The sequence below is a fragment of the Mariniblastus fucicola genome (genome assembly GCF_008087665.1).
Taxonomy (GTDB): domain Bacteria; phylum Planctomycetota; class Planctomycetia; order Pirellulales; family Pirellulaceae; genus Mariniblastus; species Mariniblastus fucicola.
The window spans coordinates 6,544,832-6,570,840 of the sequence record NZ_CP042912.1 but is presented as its reverse complement, the minus strand read 5'-3'; the positions used below and the strand labels follow the sequence as shown (position 1 = coordinate 6,570,840).

At 53.3% G+C, this 26,009-nt stretch carries 23 protein-coding genes; 16 read left to right on the top strand and 7 right to left on the bottom strand.

The annotated features are described in order from the left end of the window. Positions 1-302 precede the first annotated feature (302 nt). Both MFFC18_RS24690 and MFFC18_RS24685 read right to left on the bottom strand, forming a co-directional pair. Complete coding sequence (locus MFFC18_RS24690; RefSeq protein WP_075085770.1) at positions 303-1,487, bottom strand: cysteine desulfurase family protein; 1,185 nt, start codon at positions 1,485-1,487, stop codon at positions 303-305. Then, positions 1,484-2,215 (bottom strand): hypothetical protein, encoded by a 732-nt coding sequence (locus tag MFFC18_RS24685; RefSeq protein WP_075085771.1) that lies wholly within the window; start codon positions 2,213-2,215, stop codon positions 1,484-1,486. The genes MFFC18_RS24690 and MFFC18_RS24685 overlap by 4 nt, the downstream gene beginning before the upstream one ends. Before the next feature lie 179 nt (positions 2,216-2,394). On the opposite strand from MFFC18_RS24685, the gene scpB reads away from it, so the two are divergent. Next, on the top strand, positions 2,395-3,042 hold the full coding sequence (gene scpB / locus MFFC18_RS24680; protein ID WP_075085894.1) for an SMC-Scp complex subunit ScpB: 648 nt from the start codon (positions 2,395-2,397) through the stop codon (positions 3,040-3,042). A gap of 12 nt (positions 3,043-3,054) precedes the next feature. Further along, a complete protein-coding gene (locus MFFC18_RS25160; protein WP_075085772.1) occupies positions 3,055-3,618 on the top strand; it encodes a hypothetical protein in 564 nt (187 codons plus the stop codon). Positions 3,619-3,752: 134 nt separating this feature from the next. Here the strand turns inward: MFFC18_RS25160 and MFFC18_RS24670 are convergent, their stop codons facing one another. Together MFFC18_RS24670 and prfB are read right to left on the bottom strand one after the other, a co-directional pair. After that, positions 3,753-4,493 (bottom strand): zinc metallopeptidase, encoded by a 741-nt coding sequence (locus MFFC18_RS24670; protein WP_075085773.1) that lies wholly within the window; start codon positions 4,491-4,493, stop codon positions 3,753-3,755. A gap of 677 nt (positions 4,494-5,170) precedes the next feature. Beyond that, a protein-coding gene (gene prfB, locus MFFC18_RS24665; RefSeq protein ID WP_390176070.1) for a peptide chain release factor 2 occupies positions 5,171-6,272 on the bottom strand; the annotation gives its coding sequence in 2 pieces (ribosomal slippage) (positions 5,171-6,202 and positions 6,204-6,272; 1,101 coding nt in all). 466 nt (positions 6,273-6,738) lie between these two features. Here prfB and MFFC18_RS24655 point away from each other — a divergent pair. The 5 genes from MFFC18_RS24655 (at position 6,739) to MFFC18_RS24635 (ending at position 13,166) form a co-directional block, all read left to right on the top strand. After that, entirely contained in the window at positions 6,739-7,893 is a 1,155-nt protein-coding gene (locus MFFC18_RS24655; protein WP_075085896.1) for a type IV pilus twitching motility protein PilT, read from the top strand. 139 nt (positions 7,894-8,032) lie between these two features. Further along, positions 8,033-9,808, top strand: coding sequence for an ATPase, T2SS/T4P/T4SS family (locus MFFC18_RS24650; RefSeq protein WP_084417313.1), 1,776 nt, complete (start codon positions 8,033-8,035; stop codon positions 9,806-9,808). 35 nt (positions 9,809-9,843) lie between these two features. Continuing rightward, a complete protein-coding gene (locus MFFC18_RS24645) occupies positions 9,844-11,148 on the top strand; it encodes an ATPase, T2SS/T4P/T4SS family (protein WP_075085776.1) in 1,305 nt (434 codons plus the stop codon). 3 nt (positions 11,149-11,151) lie between these two features. Beyond that, complete coding sequence (locus MFFC18_RS24640) at positions 11,152-11,790, top strand: CvpA family protein (protein ID WP_075085777.1); 639 nt, start codon at positions 11,152-11,154, stop codon at positions 11,788-11,790. 2 nt (positions 11,791-11,792) lie between these two features. Next, positions 11,793-13,166: an L-serine ammonia-lyase gene (locus MFFC18_RS24635; RefSeq protein WP_075085778.1), complete on the top strand. Its 1,374-nt coding sequence runs from the start codon at positions 11,793-11,795 to the stop codon at positions 13,164-13,166. A 66-nt stretch (positions 13,167-13,232) separates the two neighbouring features. Here MFFC18_RS24635 and MFFC18_RS24630 read toward each other — a convergent pair whose 3' ends face one another. Next, on the bottom strand, positions 13,233-13,610 hold the full coding sequence (locus tag MFFC18_RS24630) for a hypothetical protein (RefSeq protein WP_075085779.1): 378 nt from the start codon (positions 13,608-13,610) through the stop codon (positions 13,233-13,235). 168 nt (positions 13,611-13,778) lie between these two features. On the opposite strand from MFFC18_RS24630, the gene MFFC18_RS25155 reads away from it, so the two are divergent. The 4 genes from MFFC18_RS25155 (at position 13,779) to MFFC18_RS24610 (ending at position 17,720) form a co-directional block, all read left to right on the top strand. Continuing rightward, positions 13,779-14,987 (top strand): TPM domain-containing protein, encoded by a 1,209-nt coding sequence (locus tag MFFC18_RS25155; protein ID WP_157665211.1) that lies wholly within the window; start codon positions 13,779-13,781, stop codon positions 14,985-14,987. A 100-nt stretch (positions 14,988-15,087) separates the two neighbouring features. After that, positions 15,088-15,798, top strand: coding sequence for a copper homeostasis protein CutC (locus tag MFFC18_RS24620; RefSeq protein ID WP_075085781.1), 711 nt, complete (start codon positions 15,088-15,090; stop codon positions 15,796-15,798). Positions 15,799-15,839: 41 nt separating this feature from the next. Then, the gene (locus tag MFFC18_RS24615; RefSeq protein ID WP_075085782.1) at positions 15,840-16,577 is read left to right on the top strand and encodes an RNA ligase family protein; all 738 of its coding nucleotides are present in this window, start codon (positions 15,840-15,842) and stop codon (positions 16,575-16,577) included. Between the two features lie 6 nt (positions 16,578-16,583). Next, on the top strand, positions 16,584-17,720 hold the full coding sequence (locus MFFC18_RS24610; RefSeq protein ID WP_075085783.1) for an AAA family ATPase: 1,137 nt from the start codon (positions 16,584-16,586) through the stop codon (positions 17,718-17,720). Between the two features lie 11 nt (positions 17,721-17,731). Here MFFC18_RS24610 and MFFC18_RS24605 read toward each other — a convergent pair whose 3' ends face one another. Together MFFC18_RS24605 and MFFC18_RS24600 are read right to left on the bottom strand one after the other, a co-directional pair. Next, positions 17,732-18,721 carry a N(4)-(beta-N-acetylglucosaminyl)-L-asparaginase gene (locus MFFC18_RS24605; RefSeq protein ID WP_075085784.1) on the bottom strand — a complete coding sequence of 330 codons (990 nt, stop codon included), beginning with the start codon at positions 18,719-18,721 and terminating at the stop codon, positions 17,732-17,734. A gap of 247 nt (positions 18,722-18,968) precedes the next feature. Next, positions 18,969-20,981, bottom strand: coding sequence for a serine hydrolase (locus MFFC18_RS24600; protein ID WP_084417314.1), 2,013 nt, complete (start codon positions 20,979-20,981; stop codon positions 18,969-18,971). Between the two features lie 227 nt (positions 20,982-21,208). Between MFFC18_RS24600 and MFFC18_RS24595 the strand changes: the two genes are divergently transcribed. The 5 genes from MFFC18_RS24595 to MFFC18_RS24575 are packed head-to-tail and all read left to right on the top strand — an operon-like array spanning position 21,209 to position 25,956. After that, the gene (locus MFFC18_RS24595; RefSeq protein WP_157665212.1) at positions 21,209-22,135 is read left to right on the top strand and encodes a PEP-CTERM sorting domain-containing protein; all 927 of its coding nucleotides are present in this window, start codon (positions 21,209-21,211) and stop codon (positions 22,133-22,135) included. Continuing rightward, positions 22,132-22,644, top strand: a complete 513-nt coding sequence (locus MFFC18_RS24590) for an RNA polymerase sigma factor (protein ID WP_157665213.1) — start codon at positions 22,132-22,134, stop codon at positions 22,642-22,644. The genes MFFC18_RS24595 and MFFC18_RS24590 overlap by 4 nt, the downstream gene beginning before the upstream one ends. Positions 22,645-22,696: 52 nt before the next feature. Next, a complete protein-coding gene (locus tag MFFC18_RS24585; RefSeq protein WP_075085789.1) occupies positions 22,697-24,553 on the top strand; it encodes a protein kinase domain-containing protein in 1,857 nt (618 codons plus the stop codon). After that, positions 24,554-25,318, top strand: a complete 765-nt coding sequence (locus MFFC18_RS24580) for a M90 family metallopeptidase (RefSeq protein ID WP_075085790.1) — start codon at positions 24,554-24,556, stop codon at positions 25,316-25,318. It begins immediately after the preceding gene. Then, positions 25,315-25,956: an NUDIX hydrolase gene (locus MFFC18_RS24575; protein ID WP_157665214.1), complete on the top strand. Its 642-nt coding sequence runs from the start codon at positions 25,315-25,317 to the stop codon at positions 25,954-25,956. The genes MFFC18_RS24580 and MFFC18_RS24575 overlap by 4 nt, the downstream gene beginning before the upstream one ends. Positions 25,957-26,009 lie beyond the last annotated feature (53 nt).

Here is a 26,009-nt window from a genome sequence, read left to right as displayed (position 1 = left end):
TAAAAAGGGGAGCTTTCGGTGCTGGTGAGGCGTACAAATTATAGCCCCTTATTCTACCAGTTTTTGCCATTTTCACGAGGGCCAGAAGTTCATTTCCAACCCGAAATTTTTCGATCGAAATCGACTTTTATGAGGTGGCTCAGCCTCGTCAAAAATCGGATCCAGAATCCCCGGAACTGCCAGACTCAAACACCGATTCGGGAGCAACATTCGATCTCAGGTTCAGCATCCACAAAGCTCGCGAAATTGAGTGGATCCATCGATCCGGAATACTGACTATCTATCGACCAGTTGCTGACCGTTTACGAACGAAGTTTGGACAGGTTATCCACAATTGAGCTGATCTTCGCCGTAGCAGCTTCGATCTCGGTTTCGGTCGTCGTGGCTCCCAAACTGATGCGAATGGAACCGAGTACAACATCGTTGTTGGCTTGCATTGCCGTTAAAACCGGAGAAGGTTCGCTGGATCCGCTAGCGCAGGCAGAACCGGTAGAGATTGCCAGACCTTCAATGTCGGCCGCCATCAGGAATGCCTGACGATCAATCCCGGTGAACGAAACGTTGGTCGTGTGCGGCAGTCGGGGCGCGTGCTGGCCGTTGATTGTGACGTCGAAGTTTTGCAGCAGGGCGGATTCCAATTGTTCGCGAAGTCGGTTCATGCGAGTACCACGCTCGGGATCCTCAACCGCGAGCTCAATCGCGCGATGCATTCCGGCAAGTAGCGCCACGTCTTCGGTGCCAGGTCTCATGGCCATTTGTTGAAACCCGCCAAAGAGAATCGGTTCAACAGTCAGCCCGTGTTTGAGCAGCAGTCCACCAATGCCGCGCGGCCCGTGAAGTTTATGAGCCGTGAAGCTCATGGCGTCGCAACCGATGTCGGTGAAATTGACCGGAAGTTTCCCAACCATCTGCACTGCGTCGGTGTGCAGTAGCGCAGAATGCTGATGACAGATTTCAGCGGCTGCGGCCACCGGTTGGATGACTCCAGTCTCGTTGTTGGCCAGCATAATGCTGACCAGGGCCACCGGGAGTGCCAGTTCGTTTTCCAGTCGCTGCCGCAAATCATTTAGACAGACGACTCCATTTTCATCGACTTTGATTTGTTCGACTTCGAAACCCTGACGCTGTAACGCTTCTGCGGCACCAATGACGCTGGGATGTTCAATCGCCGAAACGAGGATTCGTGACTTGACGTTAGCAGCATTTTTCGCCGCAGCGTGATGGGCCAATCCGATCAAGGCAAGGTTGTTGCTTTCGGTGCCGCCGCTGGTGATGATCAACTGGTCGGCTTGCATGGAGTGAGATTTTCCGCCCAGCATATCCATGATTTTGCGTCGCAGCGATTCGATTTCACGGCGGGCACGTTGGCCTTCGCGGTGTTGACTGGCAGGGTTGAGATAGCCCGCCTGAAACGCTTTGTTGATGGCTTCGACGACCAATGGGTCAATCGGAGTCGTCGAATTGTGGTCGAGATAAATGGGGCTCATGGCGAGGAGGCCGATTCGGAATCCAGTTTGGCCTGTTCGGCACGCTCATGGCCTTCGCCGGTAGCAATTGCCATGTCGAAACGAGCCGTAGCTTTCTCGTGGGAACCATTGAGCTGGTCGGTCAGTCCGGCTTGATACCACGCATCGGCAACACGTTTTCGAAGCTTCACCGGAAATTCATCGTCTTTGTCCGGATCCGGATAGTCCAGCACGAATTCGATCAACTCAGGGATCGGAAGGTACAAATCGTCGCGTGCCATCTCTGCGATCAATGGCCAGAAAATCTTCGCCGAGTCCGGATTGTCATCCGTCCATTTGGAGACGTAGATTTCACCTTCGTTGTTGGACAGGTCGAAATAGTTTGTCAGGAACCGGGCGTCGCAGTCAGCAGAGATTTTTCTGGTGGTCGAAAAGTTCCCGCCATTTTCGCTGACCAGATGCCAACGTTTTGGAGTCCGTCCCGTTTCACGGATCCAGTCATCGTCGATCAGCATCAGTGCCGTACCATTTTCGACGTCCGTGTACTTGATCCCGCGCCGTGTCCAGTTGACGATCGGGAAATTGCAGTAGTTAAATCGTCGCATTGAGAAATCGTCGGGAGAGAACTCGATACCAGACTTTTCACCGTAGGCTGACAGAATCGCGTAGGTCAGCGGAACAATGATGATGGTCGAAATCACGGTGATAATTACGAACAGTCGGCCGTTTCGTTGTTTTTTCTTGGCCATAGGTAGTTCCGCGGCGGTCCCGGTAAGGGAGCAGACGCTGGTAAAAACGTATTGATTTTGGTTCGAGCACGCGACATACTTCGCGAAACATGGTCCGAAAGCTGATCGGAAGCGTCGAGCACCCGATAGCGATGTCGGGCCGACTCTGGTTCGCCATCCTAAACCTTCTTTGGCATTTTATGTCAGATTCAACGTCAAACCAGAGCACATCGGTCGAACCAGACCTCAAAGCGGCCCGTCGCAGGCTCGAAGCGGTTTTGCTGATGGCGCGAGCTCCATTGACGTCACGAAAATTGAGCCAGCTTGCGGGACTTGAAGACGGAACTCAGTCGCGTACCATGATTCGCGATCTGAACCAGCATTACGATCGATTGGGACGGGCGTTTCATATCAAGCGAATCGCCGGTGGCTATCAAATGCTCACTCGTCCCCAGTTTTCGGACTGGATTGGCAGGCTGGATCAGATCCCGCGTCGACCAAAGATTTCCAAATCAGCGATGGAAACGTTGACGATCATTGCGTATCGTCAGCCAATCATCAAAGCCGAGATAGAAGCCATCCGGGGTGTTAGCTGTGGCGAAATGCTGCGACAGCTACTGGAGTCCGGACTGGTTCGCATCGTTGGACGCAGTGAAAACCTTGGGCGACCCTACCTGTATGGGACTTCCAAACAATTTTTGGCAACTTTCGGATTCGCCAGCATCCGGGAACTGCCCAAAGCCGATCAATTGGCAGGACAAGGGTTGCCCGAGTGGGCAACTCCTGAACAGAATCAGACGATAGAATCAGAAGACCCACATCCCCTCGACGAAGGCAGTGACGTTTAAGGAGACCCAAGCGTGAATCTGTGCATTGATACTTCAAGCAACATTGAGCTACTGAACCAACGAACTTCTCAACGCGCTTTCGGCGTCGATCCGGAAGAGTTTTGGACGCTGCGCCAGGAATACCTCATCGCAGGTACAGATGACGAAGCAGAAGAACTCGTAAGCGACGACGAGGAATTTGAGGACGAAGAGCTTGAAGACGAAGAGCTCGAGGAAGATGATGAACTCGCCGACGACGAGGAATACGAGTACGTCGACGACGATGAAGAGGAAGAAGACGCCGACGAAGAGGAAGAAGACGCCGACGAAGAAGATGACGAGATCGGCGATGAAGATGAAGACGATGAAGACGAAGACGATGAAGAGTATGAGTACGTCGACGCCGATGAAGACGATGACGAAGATGTAGAGTACGAGTACGTCGATGACGATGACGATGATGAAGAAGTCGACGATGAAGATGATGACTTCGAAGACGACGAATGGGAAGAAGTCGACGACGAAGAGCTCGAAGACGATGACGAGCTGGATGACGACGAAGACTGGGAAGATGACGATGAAGAAGAATGGGACTAGCGTTCGACGCTGTCCCGAATCGTGAAATCAACAGGCTGGTTGGATCTCCACACTTCGTGAACCAACCAGCTTTCTTTTTCCATGATCAACTTGTCGACGCCTGCCGCGATTTAAAAGCGACGACATAGAGAGTTCTAGAATCCGCGCTGGCGACTGCCGTTAAGCAAACCGGACTTCATCAGGAAGTAAATCAATGTCAGCAAAGACGAGACAAACGCTGCCACGTAAGTCATCGCTGCAGCGCCAAGTACTTTGTCGATACCTTCGCGTTCCTGTTCGCCAACAATGCCGGCTTCCACGACCAGGCGTTTTGCACGGTTGCTGGCGTTGAATTCGACTGGCAGCGTCACCAACTGGAACAGCACGAACATCAGAAATGCCAACGCTCCGACCATAAAGACCGTGGTGCCGAAGGCGGAACCGGCGGCGAGAATCGCCAAACCGATCATCATTCCATAGGTGCCGAACTTGGTGCCGATATTGGCAACAGGCACGATTGCGCTTCTCCACTTCAATGGATAATAGCCCGTCGCGTGTTGGATCGCGTGTCCGGCTTCATGTGTCGCGACGCCGATCGCGGCAACGGAAGTTCGATCGAAAACCGCCGACGAAAGAGCCAGTTGTTTGGTGGATGGATTGTAATGATCGGTCAAAACCCCATCGACTCGTACTACTTTGACATCTGTAATACCCGCGAAATCCAACAGTCGCTGTGCCGCCATCTGACCGGTGTAACCGCGCGTCGAAGGGATCTTTGAGTACTTTGCGAAGCGTGTACGAACCAACCAGGAAGCTCCGCCGGAGAGAAGCATGCCAGGGAGTAGCACCATCAGCAAATACTCAAGGTTCATAAAACCCAGAAGAAGGGGATTCATAGCAGACACATTGTAAGAGGTTGAAAGTCCATATTTTCTAGCTTGTTTGTTCAAACTAAGAAAGGCAAGTTTCGGGCTAACACGCTACGTGTCGTGTTGATTTTGACATGTGTAAATTGTTTCATCATGGAACTGAGCCTGAGCCTTAAACCACCCAATCGAGTGACCCAAACAACGCACTCAAATCGTGACCATTAGCAGACAATATCGATCGTCAACCAACTACGTGGAAGCATCAACGCAACGACGGTTCATTGGCAGAGAATGCGGCGTTGCCAACATTGAACGCAGAAGTGTCTAGTAGAAATAGTCGCAGTGTCTACCTGAAGTGACAAAGGATCATGCCGATCAAAAATTGAACCGGATGATGTGCAACTCAACAATTGGCTGGGAGTTAAAACAGGCAATTTATTTTCAAAACCTTCTGCTTTGTCGCCAATCTTGTTTGGAGTACTTACAAAGTTAACTGGCAGATGTTTCAACGCCATTGGGATTGGCGAGTTCAACGGCACGATGTTCGGCGCTACGATCAGTAACGTTTTCCAGTTGCAGTGTGATCCCAAGCAACGGCAGTGGCAACGTTAGCCGCTCGAACGCCAGCCCCGGTTTTTTGTGTATGAAATGTGGCTATTGCGAAAACGGCGAACCACAAAATTTGGCTTTGGCGAAAGCAACAGCTAGTTGGTTTCTTTGGCCAACCAGTTTAGGTAGGCTTCCAGAAAACCCTGGATGTCACCGTCGAGCACTTTCTGAAAGTCGCCAACGTAGTGGCCAGTCCGAGCATCTTTGACTCGTTGGTCAGGATGCAGGAAGTAGTTTCGAATCTGCGATCCAAATCCGACTTGGGCTTTCTGTCGATAGCTTTCGGCGTTTTCGGCTTCGCGTTTTTCGTCTTCGATTCTGGCCAACGCCGCGCGCAACATCTTCCAGGCCTGAGCACGATTTTTGTGTTGCGACCGCTGCGACTGACATTGAACAGCAACTCCGGTTGGCTCGTGCGTCAATCGAATCGCGCTGTCGGTTTTGTTGACGTGTTGACCACCGGCGCCGCTAGCGCGATAGGTGTCAACGCGAACATCACTTTCGTCGATCTCAACGTCGACCGAATCGGAAATTTCCGGAGTCACGTCGACGGCCGCGAAACTGGTTTGTCGCTTGCCTTCCGAGTTGTACGGACTGATGCGAACCAATCGGTGCACGCCGTTTTCGCCTTTGAGGTAACCGTAGGCCATGGGACCGCGAATCGTGATCGTGGCGCTGTTGATGCCGGCGTCCGGGTTCGGATTTCGATCAAGCAGTTCAACCGAATAGTCATTTTTCTGAGCCCATTGCGTGTACATCCGCAACATCATCTCGGCCCAGTCATTGGCATCGGTACCGCCATCGCGCGCGTTGATCGTCAGAATGGCGCCACAGGAATCGTGGGCTCCATTGAGCAGCGCTTTCAGTTCCAGGTCGTCCAGAACGGTTTCCAGCCGACTGATTTCGGCTTCGATCTCGGGAACGATTTCAGGGTCTTCTTCCGCCATCTCTGACAGAGCATCGAGGTCTTCCCCTGCGGTCAGCAGCTCTTTCATGGGAGCGACGATCGCCTTGAGCGACTTCAGCTGCCCGACGGTTTCCTGAGCAGTTTCCTGATTGTCCCAGAAGTTTGCGGCGGCCATTCGTTGCTCAATATCAGCAGAGCGGGCTATTTTGGCATCGTAGTCAAAGACTGTCCCGCAACTGGGTAATGCGCTGACGGATCGAGTTTGAGCGGTCGAGGAGTTCTGTGTCCATGGATACGATGAAATCCGGAAATTGGAATCGGCAAAGCCCAAGATGATAACGTCCCAATGCCGGACCGACTAAGGGGATTCGGAGGGGATTCGGGCGGGAAGCCAAAAATTGGCCCGTCCAGAGCGTTATGCTGGCAGCAAGGCAGGAAAGCGGCCGATGATGAAAGAAGCGGGTAACGTTGTGATGGAAATGTGCGATCCAGCTGCTATTATTGGAATTGCCCGACTTCTGATCGCCTCCTTGCAAGTATTTTTACCGCGCAAATGCGGCTTGGTTGACCCACGGAAAACCGCAACTTAGAGTACTTCGGGCAAGGTTTGGCGAACTTGAAACTCTACTGCTTCCGCGGATATTTCAGGCGATCAACCGATCGTTGTCGCCCGAACTTTGATGATCCTCTACGGAATTCTCAATGAAGAAAAAGAACAATACGGAAGACACGACCAACGGTCACTCAAATGGCCAGATGACGCCTGATGAAAAAGTCGAGGCGATGGTCAGCCGCTTTACCGAGAAGCGAAAAGACAACGAAGTCGACAAATACTTCCGTGCTCTGGTGAAGCTGGAGGGCAGTGACTTGCACATGAAAGTTGGCAAGCCGCCGATCATCCGGATCAACGGCACGCTTAAGCCAATGAATCGCGACGCCGTGGAAATCGAAGAGATGGCTCGGCTGCTGTTTCCGATGATGACGGATCGGACCAGAAAGATCTTTGACGAAGAAGGCGGTGCTGACTTTGCCTACGTCGTCGAAGTCGATGGCGTCGATTGGCGTTTCCGCGTCAACATGCTGCAACAGTTGGGAAAGATCGGACTTGTTGCCCGTCGTGTGAACAACTTTATTCCAGACTTCGAAGGGCTGTACCTGCCGCCTTCGATCGAAACGCTTTGCCACCACGAACAGGGCATGATCCTGCTGGCCGGAATTACGGGCTCGGGTAAAAGTACGTCGATCGCATCGATGCTGAACTACATCAACCGGATTTACTCCAAGCACATTCTGACGCTGGAAGATCCGATTGAGTTTGTTTTCACCGATGACAAATGTCTGATCAACCAACGTGAAGTCGGCATCGATGTCGTGGACTTCAGCGTCGGTATGAAGCATGCCGTTCGTGAAGACCCCGATATCATCCTCGTCGGTGAGCTTCGTGACGAAGAAACGTTCATGACCGCGATTCACGCGGCGGAAACGGGTCACCTCGTGTTCGGTACGATTCACGCATCAACGGCTCCTTCGACGATCGGTCGTATTCTCGACCTGTTCCCGGAAGAAATGCACGGCGCGATTCGCAGTGCGATGGCGATGAACATGAAGGGCATCATCGGGCAGAAACTGCTCAAGTCGATTAAGCCCGGTGTGGGACGTGTTCCTACCTGTGAGATCATGACCTTCAATCCGACCATTCGGAAGTTGATCCTGGAGGAAAAGGACCACAAGCTCGCGGATGCCATTCCGATGTTTGGCGAAGAAGGCATGCAGGACTTCACGATGAGCCTCGAACAGCTGGTCCGTGACGAGCTGATCGACCGACCGACGGCTTTCCAGGTCGCTCCGAACAAGGAAGTCCTGAAAATGCGTCTCAAAGGTATCGACGTTTCGGCTCCGGGTATTCTCTAGGCCGGACTGGATCAGGAACCGCATTCACCGCCCCGGTCTGTTGACTGATCGTGGCGGTTTTTCACAAGTATTTTTTACTATCCCGATTTACAATGGTGATTCACCATAAGTCACCCATCTGCAGGAAACTGAACTACGAATGGCTCGACCGTCTCACGTAATGCCGAAGCTGTTTGCGTTCGTCCTGAGTTTCAGCGCAGTCCTGTTGACCAACTCGCAGGCCCGCGCGGGCGTAGAACTGATTGGCGCTGCCCGCGGACAGGGCGGCTATCTGTCACTGGTGAAGATCGGGCTGATTGCGTTGGTGTTCTTCATCTGGGTTCGCCTTGCGGACTGGATTAATCGGGACACCACGCGGATCGGGGATCTATCCGGTCAAAAGCCACAGGTGTGGAATCCGATCAACATCGTGGTGCACCTGGCCGGTTTTTTCGCGGCGATCTCGATACCGATTTTCTGGGTCGGATACCCAATCTACGTGGCGTGTGCTTTTCTGCCGTGGTTCATTTATCGAATTGTGCGCAGATCGGGGATCAAGAAAGACTCTTCGATCAAACAGAGACTCAACCCGGACCAGGGGTTGGAGCTGGATGAACTACAACAGGACCTTGGGGCCGAATTTGAATTCACACCAGCCGGCGAAACGGATTCGGATCGTCAGTCCAATCTGATCCGCGCCCGACAGTCACCAGGTTTTGTGGTGCTGAAGGATATGTTGTCCGAGATCCTGCTCAAACGGGCCAACATTGTTTTGATCGACTACTCCCAAACGCAAGCAACGCCGCGGATTTTGGTCGATGGAACCTGGCACCCGATCCCACCGATGGATCGCGAGACGGGCGACAATGTTTTGTACAGCCTCAAGTATATCGCTGGCCTTAACCCGGCCGACCGGCGCAACAAGCAGGCGGGGCGGTTTGCGATCAAGTCACCCGAATTTGGCAAACGAAAAATCAACGTTGTGTCGCAGGGAATTCCAAACGGCGAACGTGTTCAGCTGAAGTTGATCGGCGACGCGTCGGCGCAGCTTCCACTGAAAAAATTGGGCATGCTTCCGTCAATGGAAAAGCCATTCGCCGAAGCACTCAACAAACCAGGCATTTGCATCGTCTCTGCACCCAAGGGTGAGGGTCTGACGACAACGTGGCAGGGTTTGTTGTTGTCCGCTGATCGTTTGACTCGCGACTGTGTCGGTCTGGTTTCAAAAGAGAACGAAGAAGAGACCACGGTTGAGAACATCGTGCTCAAGTATTACATGCCGGCAGGGCAGGGCACTCCGAATCAGAAAGAAGCTCTCGCCCAGTCACTGTTGACGCGTCCGGATTCCATGGCCGTATTCGAAATCGAATCTCCCGAAGTCACCGACGTACTCTCAGCGAGCGTCAAAGGTCAGGACGTCGCTGTATGGCTGCAGACATCCGCAAAATCTTCGGTGGAAGCGTTGCTGCGATGCATGCAAAACTCAAAGAACCCGAACCAGTTTGCGGATAGTGTTCGCTACGTGACGAACCAGCGTCTTGGCCGACGACTGTGTGATCATTGCAAGCAGGAAGTACAGGTCCAGCCAAAACTGATCCAGCAACTTGGCGGTGATCCACGCAAGCAGAAAACAATTTTCCAGGCTTGGCGATTGCCTCCTCCTGAACAGCGTGTTGATGAAACCGGCAAGCCGATTGAGTTTCCGACCTGTCAAACTTGCGGCGGTCTCGGCCACGTCGGTCGGATCGCAATCTTCGAGATGCTGACGGTCAACGACGAAGTTCGCAAAGTGCTGAAGGAGACGCCGAAGCCTGGTCCCGTTGACGCGATCGCGAAACGAAGCAACGCGAAAACGCCGCTTGCGTCGTCCGCCTATCGACTGGTGCTACTTGGTGTGATCTCACTCCAGGAAGCTCAAGCCTCGCTGAAGAAATAGTACGCAACCAAACGCTGAACGAACTCAAGTTAATTATGGAACAGGACCATCAAAAAGCTGCCCCCGTCGTTTTCACCCCAGCAGGTGACACGCCGGAGGACCGCAAAGAGACGGTCGAGATGGTCAAGGATTCTCCGGGCTATCCGCCAGCAACAAACGTGATCGCGGAAGCCATCCACAAGGACGCTGACCTGACGGTGCTGGACTTCACGCCGCAGCAAGTCAACTTGCGATTTCGAATCGATGGCTTGTGGCATCCCGGTCAGCCAATGGACCGCCAAACGGGCGACTATATGTTGGCTGTGCTCAAGCAACTGGCCGGTCTGGACTTTCGCGATCGACGCAATCGCCAGTCAGGAAAATTCGAAACCGAGTATCAGCGGAAGAAGCAAAAATTCAAAATCGTTTCTCAAGGCAACAAAACCGGTGAACGAGTCGGGCTGTATTTGTCTTACAAGAAACCGCCGCTTGATAATCTGACCGATTTGGGGATCCGCAAAAGTCTGATTCCGCAGATCAAGGAATTGATGCAGATGGACAGCAAGGGCATGTTCCTTGTTTCCGCGATTCCAGGCGAAGGCTACACCTCGGCGTGGCGTGCTGCACTCGATTCCTGCGATCGACTGGTCAAGGATTTCTTTGTTCTTGAAGATGTGAATTCTCAAGAGCCGGAAGTCATCAACGTTTTCCCGGAGACGTTTGACCGCGCCAAGGGCGAAACGGTGATGACGCCGATGCCGCAACTGCTGCTTCGGGAACCGGATGTTCTCGCGGTTCCAGATCTTACAGACGGGCCGCTGGTGGACCAATTGGTGAACACATCGTCGCTGCACGACATTCCGATCTACTTGCGAAACCCTGGCAAGAACGCGATCGATGGGCTGCTCAGATTGCTGGCTCTGAATCCAAAACGACACGAACTTCTTCAGCTGCTCAGCGGCGTGCTGTGCATGCGACTGGTTCGAAAGCTATGCGAAGATTGCCGCGTCGCGTATCAGCCTCATCCAAAACTGATCCAGAAACTTGGTTTGCCTCAGGGACGCATCGAACAGCTGTATCGTCCGTTTGTCTTTCAACCTGGCATGGTCGACGAAGAGCAAAACGAAATTGAACCTTGTACGACCTGTTGCGGAATTGGGTACAAGGGTCGAACGGGAATTTTTGAGCTGTTGAAGATCAACGATCAGATTCGCGAATCGGCGACAAAGAATCCACAGTTCAACGCGTTGGTGGCGATCGCCAAAGCCAACGGGCACATTACGCTGCAACAGGAAGCAGCGATTGTGATCGCCCAGGGAATTACTTCTGTCGAAGAACTGCAACGAATGTTACAGGCATAAAGAATGATCATCGCATTTGTCATCATACTGTTTCTGCTGGTCGTCGCTTCGACGTGGTGGTACGGAATGTGGAGCAACTTCATCACGCTGATCAACTTCTTCATCGCGTCGTTGATCGCTTCGAGTTTCTACGAGCCGCTTGCCCATGAGCTGGCGAACTCGATGAGGCAGTATTCCGCGCTGGCTGATTTCATCGCGTTGTGGATACTGTTCGTCGGTGTGTTTATTCTCTGTCGAACGATCACCGATACGCTGTCGCCGCGGCAGATGAAGTTTGACATCGTGACCGAGATGATTGGGCGAAGCGTATTTTCCATCTGGATTGCGTGCGTGTTTATCGCGTTCACGCTGTTTTCGTTTCACATGGCTCCGCTGCATCCAGACGCCTTTCAAAAAGAAGTCGAATCCTCGACGCTGGGAATTGGTCCCGACCGAATGTGGCTGGCCTTCATCCAAAGCCGCTCTCGCGGGGCTCTGTCCGCATCGACGGAGAAGAATTTCATGGTCCGAAAGTACAACGGGTCGACGCATCCCGATGATGCCGGATTGGATGTTCGCGTTTTTGATCCGAACGCAAAATTCATCGACAAGTATCACGAGAAACGGGCCAAGCTTGCCGAGAAAGATGGCTTTCGGGAATAAGAATGGCGATCAGCACCTTCGAGCTGTTTTCGATCGGCATCGGACCTTCGAGTTCGCACACCGTTGGGCCCATGCGCGCGGCGTTGCGGTTCGTTCAGCAGCTTGAATCCGAAAGCCTGCTTTCTCAGACTTCAGAAGTTATCGTCCAACTCTACGGCTCGCTCGGAGCAACGGGCAAAGGCCACGGTAGCGACAAAGCAGTGCTTGGCGGACTTGTGGGGCATGCGCCAGAAAGCGTTGACCCGGAGGAACTGAACAGCATCACTGAATCCGTTGCGGCGACGGGAAACATTCATTTGCTGGGAACTCACGAGATCGCGTTTGATCTCAAAGAGCATCTGCAATTCTCGGGCGTTGTGCTGGATTTTCACTCCAACGGTTTGCGGATCACGGCCAAAGATTCCGCGGGCCAAACGCTGCTCGAACGCACCTACTATTCGGTCGGAGGCGGCTTTGTCGTTGACGAAGAGGCTGACGGAACCGATCGGATCGTGCCGGATACAACGAAGGTCAAATATCCGTTCACCAGCGGCGCAGAACTGCTCGCCATTTGCGAAAGCGAAGGCCTCTGCATCAGTACAGTCATGCTGGAAAACGAAAAATCCTGGCGTAGTGAATCGGAAATCCGCAGCGGTCTGTTGAAGATCTGGTCAGCGATGCAAACCTGCGTCGAAAATGGTTGTCGCAACGAAGGTATCCTGCCCGGCGGGCTGAAAGTCAAACGTCGCGCCGCTCACATGCATCGAAAACTCAACGCCGAACACAGCGACTCGGGAGCCCCGCGCAGCCGAATGGATTGGGTGAATCTGTGGGCACTGGCGGTCAACGAGGAAAACGCTGCCGGCGGACGAGTCGTCACGGCGCCAACCAATGGAGCCGCCGGAATCATCCCTTCGGTGATGCATTACTACGGTCGGTTTTGCCACGGTGCAAACGACGATGGCATGGTCAGGTTTTTGTTGACCGCAGCCGCGATTGGAACGCTGTTCAAGATTAATGCTTCGATTTCAGGCGCCGAAGTCGGCTGTCAGGGCGAAGTCGGTTCGGCTTGCTCGATGGCCGCAGGAGGTTTGGCAGAAGTCTTTGGCGGAACTCCTGCTCAAGTCGAAAATGCGGCCGAGATCGGCATGGAGCACAACCTTGGGTTAACCTGCGACCCGATCGGCGGGCTGGTTCAGGTTCCGTGTATCGAACGCAACGCCATGGGTGCTGTGAAAGCCATCAACGCCGCGAGGTTGGCGATGCGTGGCGATGGCAAACATTTCGTCTCTCTGGACAAGGTCATCAAAACGATGCGTGAAACCGGCAAGGACATGCAGAGCAAGTACAAGGAAACGGCTCGCGGCGGCTTGGCGGTCAACGTCATCGAGTGCTAGACACTCATTGTTTGACATTCCTCAGCGGACCAATCCGTTGGCATCATCGATTGAGCGCCAAGTAACCTATCGCCAAACGCGTCTGCGGCTGTTGCCCCAAAAGTGAAGAGGCCGATTGGGCCGCAATTCGATTGGAGTTTCACGGATCCAGTCACGGTCTGCCGGACGGGCGATCACATACGGATACCAACCAGTATGCGAGCGGTACGAAGCCGAATTTGCGTAGGGCAACGCCGATGTGTAGGACATTGGTGCAGCTACGGAAGGCAGCTGCCCAACCGAATCCGAGATGACTGGATTTAGCGTATCCGTTGGAGAAACAGCAACCGTCGGGGCTGGCCCGCTTCGGATAGCGCTTCGCGAAAGCAGCTGTGCCTCAAGAGTCGATGAGCCACTGCCAATCAAAAATACTGCCGCAATCAATACGAGAATCGAGTTTCGCATTTTCACAATCCTTTAATTTCGAAGCTAAATACCGCTACAATGTTTCGCAGGAATCGAATCTAGTTCGCGATTCTTTTTTAGTATAACCAATTTTCGCAACAGCGGCAAAAATCACCAAAAGTGGAAAACGTGTTTCCAATTCAATTTGTCCAAGGACGTCTTCTGCTCTTGGCTTTAACTTTTTCGTTCGCGTTCGTGCTGCCGCTGTCGAGTGTTTCTGCACAGGAAAATCGAGGCGTCGAATTTCGCGTCGATGGATCCAAATCTTCCAAATCGCAGACTCCGACCAATCAACAAAACGCGCGTCCCGCCAGTGCACGACCTGTCGGCAAGATCACGCCGTACAACATTCCGACACCGCGGCCCGAAGGCTGGGTCGTTGACCTGACCAACACGCTCAACGCAGAAGAAAAAAACCACATCAACGAAGTCTGTGAGGAAGTCTTCCAAACCGTCGGCCGCGAAATGACGGTGGTTGTGATCGATACTACCAACGGCGTTCATCATCGAACTTTTGGAATGAACCTGTTCAATCACTGGCAAGTCGGCAGCGCATTCCGCAATAACGGAATCCTGGTGATGGCTGCCATCAAGGATCGACAGGCCGAAATCGTTTTAGGTAAAGGCATCGACACGACCGAGCAGGAACGCGTGGCCCAACAGATCATGGACAACGTGATCGTTCCCAATTTCCAGAGAAACGATCCCGGCAGTGCCCTCTACGAAGGCATTCGAGCCTGTGCCGCCAGGATCTTGTTGGTTTCCGATATCAAAGCTCCGCCAGAGCTTCCGTCCGCTGCGGAAAAGCGAGCTCAACAGCGAAAGTATCAGCGCCGCAGAAGTCTGATCCCGTGGTTCCTCGGAGCACTCGGCGTCGGAGGCCTCGGTTTGGTCATTGGAGGCCGCTACTGGATTCGCTATCGACCGAGGATTTGCGAAGTCTGCAACGATCGTCGTGTGTTGCTCGATGAAGTCAAGGATGACGAGTTTCTCGATCCGCCGGAACGACTGGAGGAACGTATCGGTAGTGTGGACTACGACGTGTGGGCCTGTTTGACTTGCGAGGAGGTTATCAAAATCCGCTACGGAAAGTTTTGGACTCGGTACTCGTTTTGTCCAAAATGCGGCTACGCTACGCGCTCCAAAATCACCCGCACGCTGATCCACGCTACGACTTCACACGGCGGAAAGGTTTTGGTTGAGGAGAAATGTGCGAACTGCGACTACTACGATCGGCACACTTACTACACGCCCCGAGTTGTTAAATCTTCTTCCAGCAGTTCATCCGGCTTCGGCGGCGGCAGTAGCGGCGGAGGTTTCAGTGGTGGCTTTGGCGGTGGTAGCTCGTCCGGCGGTGGTGCGAGCGGTAGCTGGTAGGTCGCTTTTTACCAATAGCCAAGTTATCCATTTACTGCCGCGAATTTTTGCATTCGGAAGACGGTGAAGCTCATGCCGAAACTTCGACGACGACCACATCATGCTTCTTGAAATCTGCATCGACTCGTTTAACTCCGCGACCGCCGCGAAATCTGGCGGCGCCGATCGCCTCGAAGTTTGCAGCGCTCTCGCCGTTGGCGGCACCACGCCCGCCAACTCTCTACTCGAACAATGCGTCCACGAACTCGGTATGCCTTGCATGATGATGATCCGTCCTCACGACGGGGGATTCGTCTACGACGTCGACGATGTACGCACCATGATCGGCAGCGTCCAACAGGCTCGCTCGATCGGAGTTCAGGGAATTGTATTCGGCGCGTTGACGCCCGATCGCAACATCGACCTCGAAGCCTGCAAACGATTGCTCGACGCGGCCGACGGTTTGGAGTCCACGTTTCATCGAGCCATCGACGTGGCCAACGACGTCCTCGGCACCCTGGCTCAACTGGAATCGCTGGGCATCGATCGCGTCCTGACCTCCGGACAACGATCAACTGCGATCGAAGGCGCCGAAACGATTCGCCAGATGGTACAGCAGTCTACTTCGATCAAAATATTGGCTGGCTCCGGCGTCAATGCTTCCAATGTCGTGGATTTGATCGAGCAAACCGGTGTCCATGAAGTCCACGCCAGCGCCAGCATCGCGGCGACAGAATCCCAATCCAACGATCACGTTTCATTCGGCCAGCATCGTCGAGTTACCTGTTCTGAGAAAGTTGGCGAAATCAAAGCGAACCTTGAGGGCCGTTAACTGTCACACCGCCTGTCATTTTTTCGAATCCGAGAAATCCAATGGGCACCAGCCACGGTGACTTTGTCAAATACCCTCGTACGCCACATATCGCTGGCTCAACAGGTACGTCTGACGACAAAAGATTGGGTGCCGACGATACGGAGAAAATACTCTCTGACCCGTCGCTGATTGTCGAAGAAAAACTTGACGGCACCAATGTCGGTTTGCACTTTTCCGATGGCGAACTGGTCCTGCAATGCCGCGGTCACGAGATTACCGCCGGAATGCACCCGCAGTACGATTTGTTTAAACAGTGGGCTACCGTCAAGCGAAACACGTTCGAGGAAATGCTCGGCGAGCAGTTTATTATCTACGGCGAGTGGATGTACGCGACGCATTGCATTCACTATCAGGAATTGCCGCATTACTTTTTTGAGTTTGACATCTACGACAAATCAGATGACAAATTTCTGACTCTTGAAGCTCGACTGGATCTCCTGCACGACACAGGGATTGAAACAGTTCCCGTGGTGCATCGCGGCGAACTTTCGTTTGACGAATTGTTGGAACTGGTCGTGAGTTCACCGTTTGGCGCCTCTCTTGAGCATCCGACCACCGGAGAAATTGACGACTTGGTGGAAGGCCTGTACCTCCGCACCGAAGATGATGCGAAAGTCACTTCGCGAGCCAAATACGTACGGCCGGAGTTCATTGAAAAGATCAAACAGAGCCAGCACTGGCAGTACGAACGAATGATCCCGAACGAGTTGACGGAAAACGCGGATATCTGGAAGTGATCTCGAATGAAAACCTGGCAGGAAATCTCGACGGCCTCAGATTCGCTCATCATCGAATGGGCTGAATCCCAACCGTGGTGTGCGCCGATGCGGAATTGTCAGCAGGATCCGCAGTGGCATGCCGAAGGTGATGTGTGGACGCATACGCGCATGGTTTTGGATGAACTGTTACAGCTGGATGAATACGCCGATTTGCCGCGACACGAGCAGATTGTGCTTTTGTTGACAGCGATCTTTCATGATTCCGGCAAGCCAGCGACAACGATCGTTGAGGAATCGACGGGCCGAATTCGTTCGCCGAAACACGCTGCGATCGGAACTCGAATCGCCAGAAGACAACTAATGGAAATTGGATGTCCGCTTGAAATTCGAGAACACGTTTGTCATCTGGTATTGTTTCATGGTCGACCACCGTATCTTGGAAGCAATCGCTCTGCCGCAGATGACGTGATACGGGTTTCGACGTTTCTGTGCAATCGAATGTTATATCTGTTTGCACTTGCAGATACACGAGGTCGAATTTGCACCAGCAGCGAGAATGGGAACCCGGAAGAAATTCTCGAATTGTGGAAGCTTGAATCACAAGAGCTGAACTGTTTCGATTCGCACTACGAGTTCAGCAATGATCACGCCCGGTTTCTGTATTATCGCAGCCAACTCGATAATCTTCACTACCAGCCGTTCGAAGACTTTCGATGTCGCATGACGCTGACCAGTGGACTGCCCGGAGCCGGCAAAGATAACTGGCTGGAGGAAAATCGTGGCGACTTGCCAGTCGTTTCGCTTGATTCAATTCGCCGCGATCTGAAAGTTGATCCGAAGGGCAACCAGGGAGTCGTCATCCAAAAAGCGAAAGAAATGTGTCGTCATTTTTTACGTGATCGCGTCGATTTCGCGGTCAGCGCCACCAACGTCACGCGTCAGATTCGACAGCTCTGGATTGACCTCGGCGCCAGCTACAACGCGCGGATTGAGATCGCGTATGTTGAGCCTCCTCTGGGTGTAATCTACGAACAAAACCGCAGTCGCGAGGGAATTGATGCGGTTCCGGCCAAAGTCATCGATCGCTTGATCAGCAAGCTCGATCCGCCGACGCTGGCTGAGTGTCATGAGCTAATCGTCGCCACCGATCACCGACAATAGCGACGACTAATCTATTTGGTCACGTGGCTTTTGCCGTCGAACATTCGATTGCCACCGGCCTTGTCGTACACGGCGTAGTCGAAACCGGGCTGGATGCAGAATCCGCCGACTTCGCCCTGCTTGTTGACCGCGATGAAGCCGACCTGAATTTCCTTCCAGTCTGGAGAGCGGGAGATCACTCGTTCGACCGCCAGGCGGCAAGCGTCTTCTGGTGAGTTGCCCTGACGCATCAGTTCAACCACCAGAAAACTTCCACAGGCGCGAATCACAGCCTCGCCAACACCCGTTGCGGTAGCGCCGCCGACCTCGTTGTCCACGTACAGCCCGGCGCCGATAATCGGAGAATCGCCAACGCGGCCGGGAAGCTTCCACGCCATTCCGCTGGTGGTGCAGGCGCCGGAAAGGTTGCCTTGGGAGTCCAACGTCAACAGACCGATCGTGTCGTGGTTCTCAATATTGATCGTGCGTGACTTGATCGCGTCCGGATGTGCCGACTTCCATTTCTCGTACTGGGCTTTCGCATTCGGCGTCAGCAAATTTTTCTTCGGGATGCCGTTCTCAACCGCGAACATCTGGGCGCCTTTCCCAACCAGCATCACATGCGGCGTCTTTTCCATCACCATTCGGGCAACGGTGATCGGGTTTTCAATTTCTTCCATCGCCGCGACCGAACCGCAATCGCCTTTCTCGTTCATGATGCATGCGTCCAGCGTGACGACTCCGGACGCGTCGGGCCAGCCACCAATTCCGACGCTGGAGACTTTCGGATCCGACTCCGTGACGCGAACTCCCTGCTCGGCAGCGTCGAGCGCGGAACCGCCAGCGGAAAGAACGTTCCAGGCAGCCTCATTCGCGGCCAGTCCGTGTCGCCAGGTTGAAATCACAACGGGCCGAACCGGATCCGTCGTCTCGACGGCATTGGCCGATGCAGTGTTGGAAGCGCTGATCGATCCAGCGGCAACGGCGGCTGTGGTTCCGATGAAGTGTCGTCGTGAAATCATGTTTGATTGTCCTGTCTCGCTGATAGAGTTTTCGGTCCATCATTCTAGCGGATTCAAGCGGGCAATCCGCAACGTAAAACGACTTCGACTGTCTCACACACGCTTGCGGAAGGATGCTCAAGCTGCGCGAGGCATGACACAAGTCTATCACTTGGGGTTAGGGAAGGCTCGGTCGTGTACGAACGCAACACGGGAAAACAAAGACTGCTTTCCCGTGTTGTCATGCTGTCGCGCCGTGGTCAAATCGTTAGCGATTCTTCTTTTTAGGTTTGTCCTTCGATGCTGTTTCGCCTTGAGATTTGTCAATTTTGGGTCGCTTCCCGTTCGTCCTGCGTGGCTTGGATTTTTGAGCCTTGGATTTCGGTTTGGAGTTCGCCCGCTTGGCTTTCTTCCTGCCCTTTCCTTTGTCACTGCCCGTCGGCGCAGGAGCAGTTTTCGTAGCCGGTTTGCCGTTAGTCCGCGACGGGTTGGTTCGGGTGCCGCCTTTCGGATTTGTACGCTTGGCATTTTTTGGATTCGCACGTTTGGCACCGGAAGGGTTGGTCCTGCTTGGCGCATTTGGATTGGTGCGTGTGGTCGGATTGGTCCGCGTTGCCGGAGATCGCGGATTCAAATTCGGGTCCCGAACAGGTTGGGCGATTTGCAGACCCCCAATACCGCCGGGAACTTTCACTTTCAGGATTCGGCTATTGTTGGTCTCGACGGATTCGAAAACTCTGGCTCGCGGATCAATCGAAGTATCCGCCGCCGCGATCGGAGCGTCGGCTGTTGCGACAAACGTCAATGTCCGACCCTGGTTAAGCTTGCCGGGATCGTTGATTTTGATTGTCCCAGTAACGGTCTTCTTGCCTTTCGACGGCAGCGTCTTCATGAACCTGGTCCAACGATAATTTGTGCCAAGCCGAACACCGTTTACGAAATCGTTGGGCGTGCCAGCCTTACCTTGATTTTCGATCAGGAGCTCAAACGGAATTTTCAGATTGCCGTTCTGGTAGTAAGGAGTCCCGGTTCTTGAAAACTTTTTGACAACCAGATCCGGCGACTGGTTTGCAGCATTGGTAGTGCCCAGTGCGATGCTGCGAAGTTTCTTACCCAGCGTAGAAGCTTTGCCTTGCTTGATGTTCGTCAAAATGACCATCACCATGCGTTTGTCAGGAGCCATCCAGATGTAAGAACTGGCGCCGGTTTGCCCACCGTCTTTGGCGAGGATTCGATTTCCATTTTCGACTCCGGTGTTGCAGCCAAGGTTGTAACCGCTGTCGGGTTCAATTCGATCAAGCATTCGTTCGAGGCTATCGTGCGAGATGACTTGTCCGTCGCAGACTTTCATGCCCAAACGCAAAAGGTCACGCCCGGACGACTCAAGACCGCCGCCGAGAAATTTCCACGTCAGATTATCGGCACTGACCAATTGATTTCCAGCTTCAGGATTGTCGCTGTCGATTCGACCATATAGCTTGACTCGATTCGCAGCGGTGTAGCTGAGATTTTCAGTGCGAAGCGTATTCAGGCCGTGCGGGTTTCGAAGCAGCTGAGTCACCAGCTGTGGAATCGTTTTGCCGCTGGATTGCTCCAGACACGCGCCCAAAAACGTGTAGCTGTGTGTCGAGTAGTGCGAAGTTCCCGCATCGACTGCCAATGGGTCGTGCCACATAAACGGCAACGCGTCCCAAGCTGAGTGGTACACAGTCGAACTCCACCCGGCAGGGGTGAGCGGCGAAACCGGTTCGTTGTAGTGTCGGATTCCTGCGCGACAGGTCAGGTAGTCGACGACTCGAGATTTGTGATGGTCGGGAATCGTAGTCAGGATCGAGTTGGCTTTTGCGTTCAGGTCGATCATGCCTTGTTCCTCCAGTTTCAACGCCATCAGTCCGCCGACCCATTTGGAGATCGAAGCCAGGCGGAACACGTGTTTGTCGGTAACCGAAATTTGGTTCTCAACGTCAGCAAACCCCAACGTCTTTCTGTAAGTCACCATGCCATCGCGAGCCATCAGGACGACCATCCCCGGAATTTTGTTTGCGTCGAAATGCTTCTGCACTTCGGTATCAAATTCGGACTTGAAAGTGTTGGAAGCAAAACTTCCAACGCCGCCACCCGGTTGCTGGTTGGCGGGAAAGGCGTGTTGGAGAATCGTCGATTGTCCGTTGAGTCGCTGCGTCGTGAGCATGCAGACGCAGGCCGCAAGAATGATGGCCAGCCGGACGAAGTGGGAAGAAGTCAGGTTTCGAGAGACCGCTGAATTAAAGTGAGATTGCATCTTTACTCTCCTGTTTACTGAGATGTTGCGTCCGGCGTTTGTAGCCCGACCTATTCAAATGCAGTCTCCGGCGGATTCCTTTCATCGAATTTCAGAAAACTTCAATGCGTTGATATGCCAGCAAAAACGGGGTGAAATTCTCTCGAAAAAATATCGGGAATATCTGAAAGGTCTTCCTGGTTCGGATCATTTAACGGCTGAACCGATTCAATTTCGAAAGAAGAATGATGAAACAAATCTATTTGCTTGGCTTGATCATGTTCGCATGCAGCGCTGGTACCTGCCGACAGACGAGAGCTGATTTGGTCAACGTGGTCAATTCAGGATTCGAGGACACAACAGGCCAAACGGTGTTCAACGAATTCACGTTTGGCGAACCGGTTGGATGGACGAACTACAATCCGGACGGAATCCTGCCGAGCTCAGGGATTTTTCCAGGAACACTTCGACCCAACGGAGTCGACTTCTTTGATGATCTGGCACCCGAAGGCGAGCGCGTCGCAATTCTGTTCAACAGCACTCGTCAGGGCGAAGGTGTTTACGGAATGGAACAGACGCTTTCCACCGTTTTGAAGTCCGATACTCGATACACTTTGACGGTCGAAGTCGGCAACATCGCTTCAGGATTTGCGAGCAATGGAACGTTCTTCAATCTGGATGAGTTTCCCGGCTATCAAGTCGATTTGCTTGCCGGTGGAGTCGTGCTTGCGCAGGATTTGAATTCGTTGACGATACCCGAAGCCGAATTCGCAACGTCGACTGTCTCGTTTCAGACTTCGGCGTCACATGCACAGCTTGGCCAACCGCTGGGAATCCGGATCGTCAATCTGAATGAGATCCCGGCAGGATTCGACCAAGCGACTTCACCAGATCTGGAAGTCGATTTTGACAGGGTCAGGCTCGACGTATCCGCCGTTCCTGAACCGGGTGCGATTGGTTGGCTGGGATTTGCATTTGCGGGATTGGTCATTCGGCGGAAGAGGTCGCAGGTTTCAAAACGGATCGAAAAACCGACTATCGTGTCGAAAGCTGCTAGAATCGGGCGTACGAAACAAGTCATTTCACCGAGTCAGCAGTGCAACCGACCTCCATCAGTCTTCTGGATCTTCTTCAGAAAAAGGAAGAGGACCACGACGCCTGGGAAAGAATGTTGAGCATCTATCAACCATTGATTGAAAAATGGCTGGTGCGATTTGGTGCGCCGTCGAGCGATTTAAATGATCTCTCGCAAAATGTTTTGGCCGTTGTCGTTCGCAAACTTCCTGAGTTCAGGCATGCGGGTCGCGAAGGAGCGTTTCGAAGCTGGGTGCGGAACATAACCAGAAACTGTTTGTTGGAGTTCTGGCGTGCGAAAAAGATTCAACCGATCGCAACCGGAAAGACCTCTTTTCAGGAAACGTTGAATCAGCTGAAATCGGAAAACAGCGAACTGAGCCAACAATGGAATCGAGAGTACGATCAACAAGTTTTGGCCACCCTGCTACGCCAAATCGAGAATGATTTTCGGCCGGGCACCTGGGATGCGTTCAAGCGAGTTGCTGTCGACGGAGCGAAACCAGCAGATGTCGCGAAAGAGCTGAACGTGACGGTAAACAGTATTTTCATTGCAAAATCCAGAGTCATGGCCCGGTTGCGTGTCGTGGGCCGGCACTTGATTGACTGAGTATGAAAGTACGATCCGCTAAAATTGCAAAATGCCTTCCCGCGGTACCGGTATGAATCGTTCCGATATAAAGTCTTCAGACAGCAAGCCCAGGCCCAAACACCCTAACCAGCGGCAGCTTTCCAGATTCATCAACGGTGAACTTTCATCGGAAAATCAGGCTGTGATGGAGCGGCATCTGGAACGCTGTACGAAATGCGCGAGGCGGCTTGAACACATCGACGGCGACACACTGGGTGAACGGCTGCTCGAGGTTGGAACCCTTCTCAACCAGTCCGTGGCACCCGGAAATCAGGCGATACCAGAATCGCTGCGGAATCACGAACGCTACGAATTGATCGAATGCATAGGCGCTGGAGGAATGGGAGACGTTTTTCGAGCCAGACAGCGGTCCATGGATCGGCCGGTCGCAATCAAAGTACTCAAACAGAGCCTGTTCGAAAATGATCGGGCGGTCGCCAGATTTCAAAACGAAATCAGAGTCGCGGCAAAACTCAATCATCCCAACATCGTTCACAGCTATGACGCCGAAGTCTCCAACGGGCTCAATATCCTGGTGATGGAACTGGTGGAAGGAGAAAAACTTTCGGACGTTGTGGAACGCGAAGGTACCCTTGGCGGTGACGAAGCGAAAGAGATCGCAATTCAGATCGTTAGCGGTCTGGAATACGCGTCACATCAAGGCATGATCCATCGCGATATCAAGCCGCAGAATATTATGTTGTTGCCTGACGGGAAAGTAAAAGTCACCGATTTCGGATTGGCGAAACTTGTTCTGGCGCAATCAGAAGACGCGGCAGGATCGTTGACGCTCGAAGGCGAAGTCTTCGGGACGCCGGACTACATCGCGCCGGAACAAATTCGCGATTCGGCTTCGGCGGACTTTCGAAGTGACATCTATGGGTTGGGATGCACTTTGTATTTCCTGCTTTCAGGTACCCCACCATTTGCCGGAATGTCGGTTGGCGAAAAACTGGCTGGGCATCTTGAACACGACGCGCCCTCGCTAATTGACGTTGCGCCCGGACTCGATCCTGGAATGCTTGCTGTCGTGGAAAAGATGATGCACAAGAATCCAGAACTGCGATTTCAGTCGTACGCCGAACTAACGCGCGCATTTTCGGGAATCGGCAATCCAGCAAGAAAAGAAGAGACGATAGTCGCCCAACGGAAACGCTCCACGGGCAAAATCTTTGCGGTGATCGGCGGTCCAATCATGGTGCTGTTGGCTCTTTGGTTGTTTGGTCTGATTCCGGGGATGTCTTCCAGTCAGCCGCTCGGCGATCTGCCAACGGGCAACATCAAGTTTGCCATTGTCGTGCCATCGAGATTCGCCTTTCATCCAGAAATTCAGGAAATCAGCCGAAGCCTGAAACGTTACCAGAACGTGGAACTGGAATACGTTTCTGATCAGGCAGGGCGCGTTAAGTTTAGCTCGCGGAAAAAGGGAGCCAAACCGTCAGTGGTCGAGGTGACTCGGACGCTTGGCGAATTGGATGCTGCTGATTTTGACGCGCTCGTTTTTACCGGCGGCTGGAATGGAGATTCACCCGATAGTACGCTCTACGCTTTCGATCCCAAGCTTAACGATCAAGCGAGAGACTTCGCCCGGTCGATGTTGGCCAATCGCAAACCGGTCGGTAGCATTTGTGGCGGGACGGCCGTGTTGGCCAATGCTGGCTTGCTCCATGGAAAGAAAGCTGCCAGTTGTCGCTACATTTCAGATGCGGTTCGTGACCGATCCGGAGCAATTTGGACGGAGCTGCCGCGTCGTGATGACTTGGCAGTTGTGGTTCGCGATGATCTGCTGGTGACCGGCGGCAACTACGTCAATGCGCCAGAAGTCGTGCGACTGATGATGGATCTGGCTCAGGAAAGCCGCGGTTCGGCGACAGAGGAAAACAGGTAGATGTTCAGTTGGTTTCGAAATCGTCGTCGCAAGAAAATTCTGGCTAATCCTTGGCCGGAACCCTGGGATCTGCATCTGCAACGTAACGTTCGACTGACGTGGGAGATGAGCGATTTGCAAATGCGAGCGCTGCAGGATCGAGTCAAGGTTTTCGTCGCCGAGAAAAATTGGGAGGGCTGTGAAGGGCTGCAGCTGACCGAAGAAATGCAGGTCACGATCGCGGCTCAGGCCTGTTTGATGTTGCTGGGCGTGAACGACTGGTACTTCGACAACGTGAAGACGATTCTGGTTTATCCACAAGCCTTCCGCCGGATGACGGGTGATGGTTTGACCGAAGGCCACGCTTCGCATCGCGCCGGTGAAGCTTGGCAGGGCGGACCGATCATTCTTTCCTGGAAAGATTCGCTCAGCGGAGGCCGCAACGAAGACGACGGACAAAACGTCGTGATCCATGAGTTCGCTCACGCACTCGACGGGATCGACGGAGAGATGGGAGGCAGCGTGATGTTCGACGACGCAGAATCAACTCAGACCTGGAGCCGCGTCGTCGAAGAGGGCTATGCGGAGCTTGTCCAGGCCAAAGAAACTGGCCGCCGAACGCTGCTTGATCACTATGGTGCCACCAATGAGGCCGAATACTTTGCCGTGGCCACGGAGACTTTTTTCGAACAGCCACGAGAGATGTCCCGCGAGTATGGCGAACTGTTTTCACTTTTGAAAAAGTACTTTCGACTTGACCCAATTCCATGGCAGCGAACGCGATGAACCGCAGCCTGATCGAACAAGCGGTCGGCAGCCCTCATCCCGATGGCTGGGTTTCCGAAATGAGTTCCGCAAAACTCGTGCGACCACCAACTCGCCCCGATTCACTGCCGGGCGACGGACGGCAAGCCGCAGTTGTTGTGTTGATCTATCCGACGGTTGATCGAAACGTGTTGGAAACGGTTTTGACACGTCGCAAAGACACACTGCAGCATCATCCCGGACAGATTTCGCTTCCGGGTGGCCGTGTTGACGAAGGTGAAACGCTCGAACAGGCAGCGCGACGTGAAGCCGAAGAAGAGATTGGCATCGATCGAAACGAAATCGAAATCCTTGGAACCCTCAATCCGGTTTGGGTTCCGCCTTCCGATTTCACAGTGACTCCATTTGTCGGTTGGCTGTCGAAGGAGCCCGTTTTTGAGATTCAGGTGGATGAAGTTGCCGAGTTGATTCAGGTTCCGGTCGCGAGGTTGCTTGATCCATCGATTCGGCAGTTTTCGTCCGTCCGCAGCGATTCGAAAGAGCGAAGCGTTCCCTGGTTTTCGGTTGCCGACCATCAAGTTTGGGGGGCGACGGCAATTATTCTGGATGACTTTTCCCAGCGACTGCGCCGCGTGCAAGAATCAACCGGGCGAAAGTGATGTCTTGAGTCTCCGTAAAGCAAATTACAAGTTGCACATTGTGCGACTCGGGC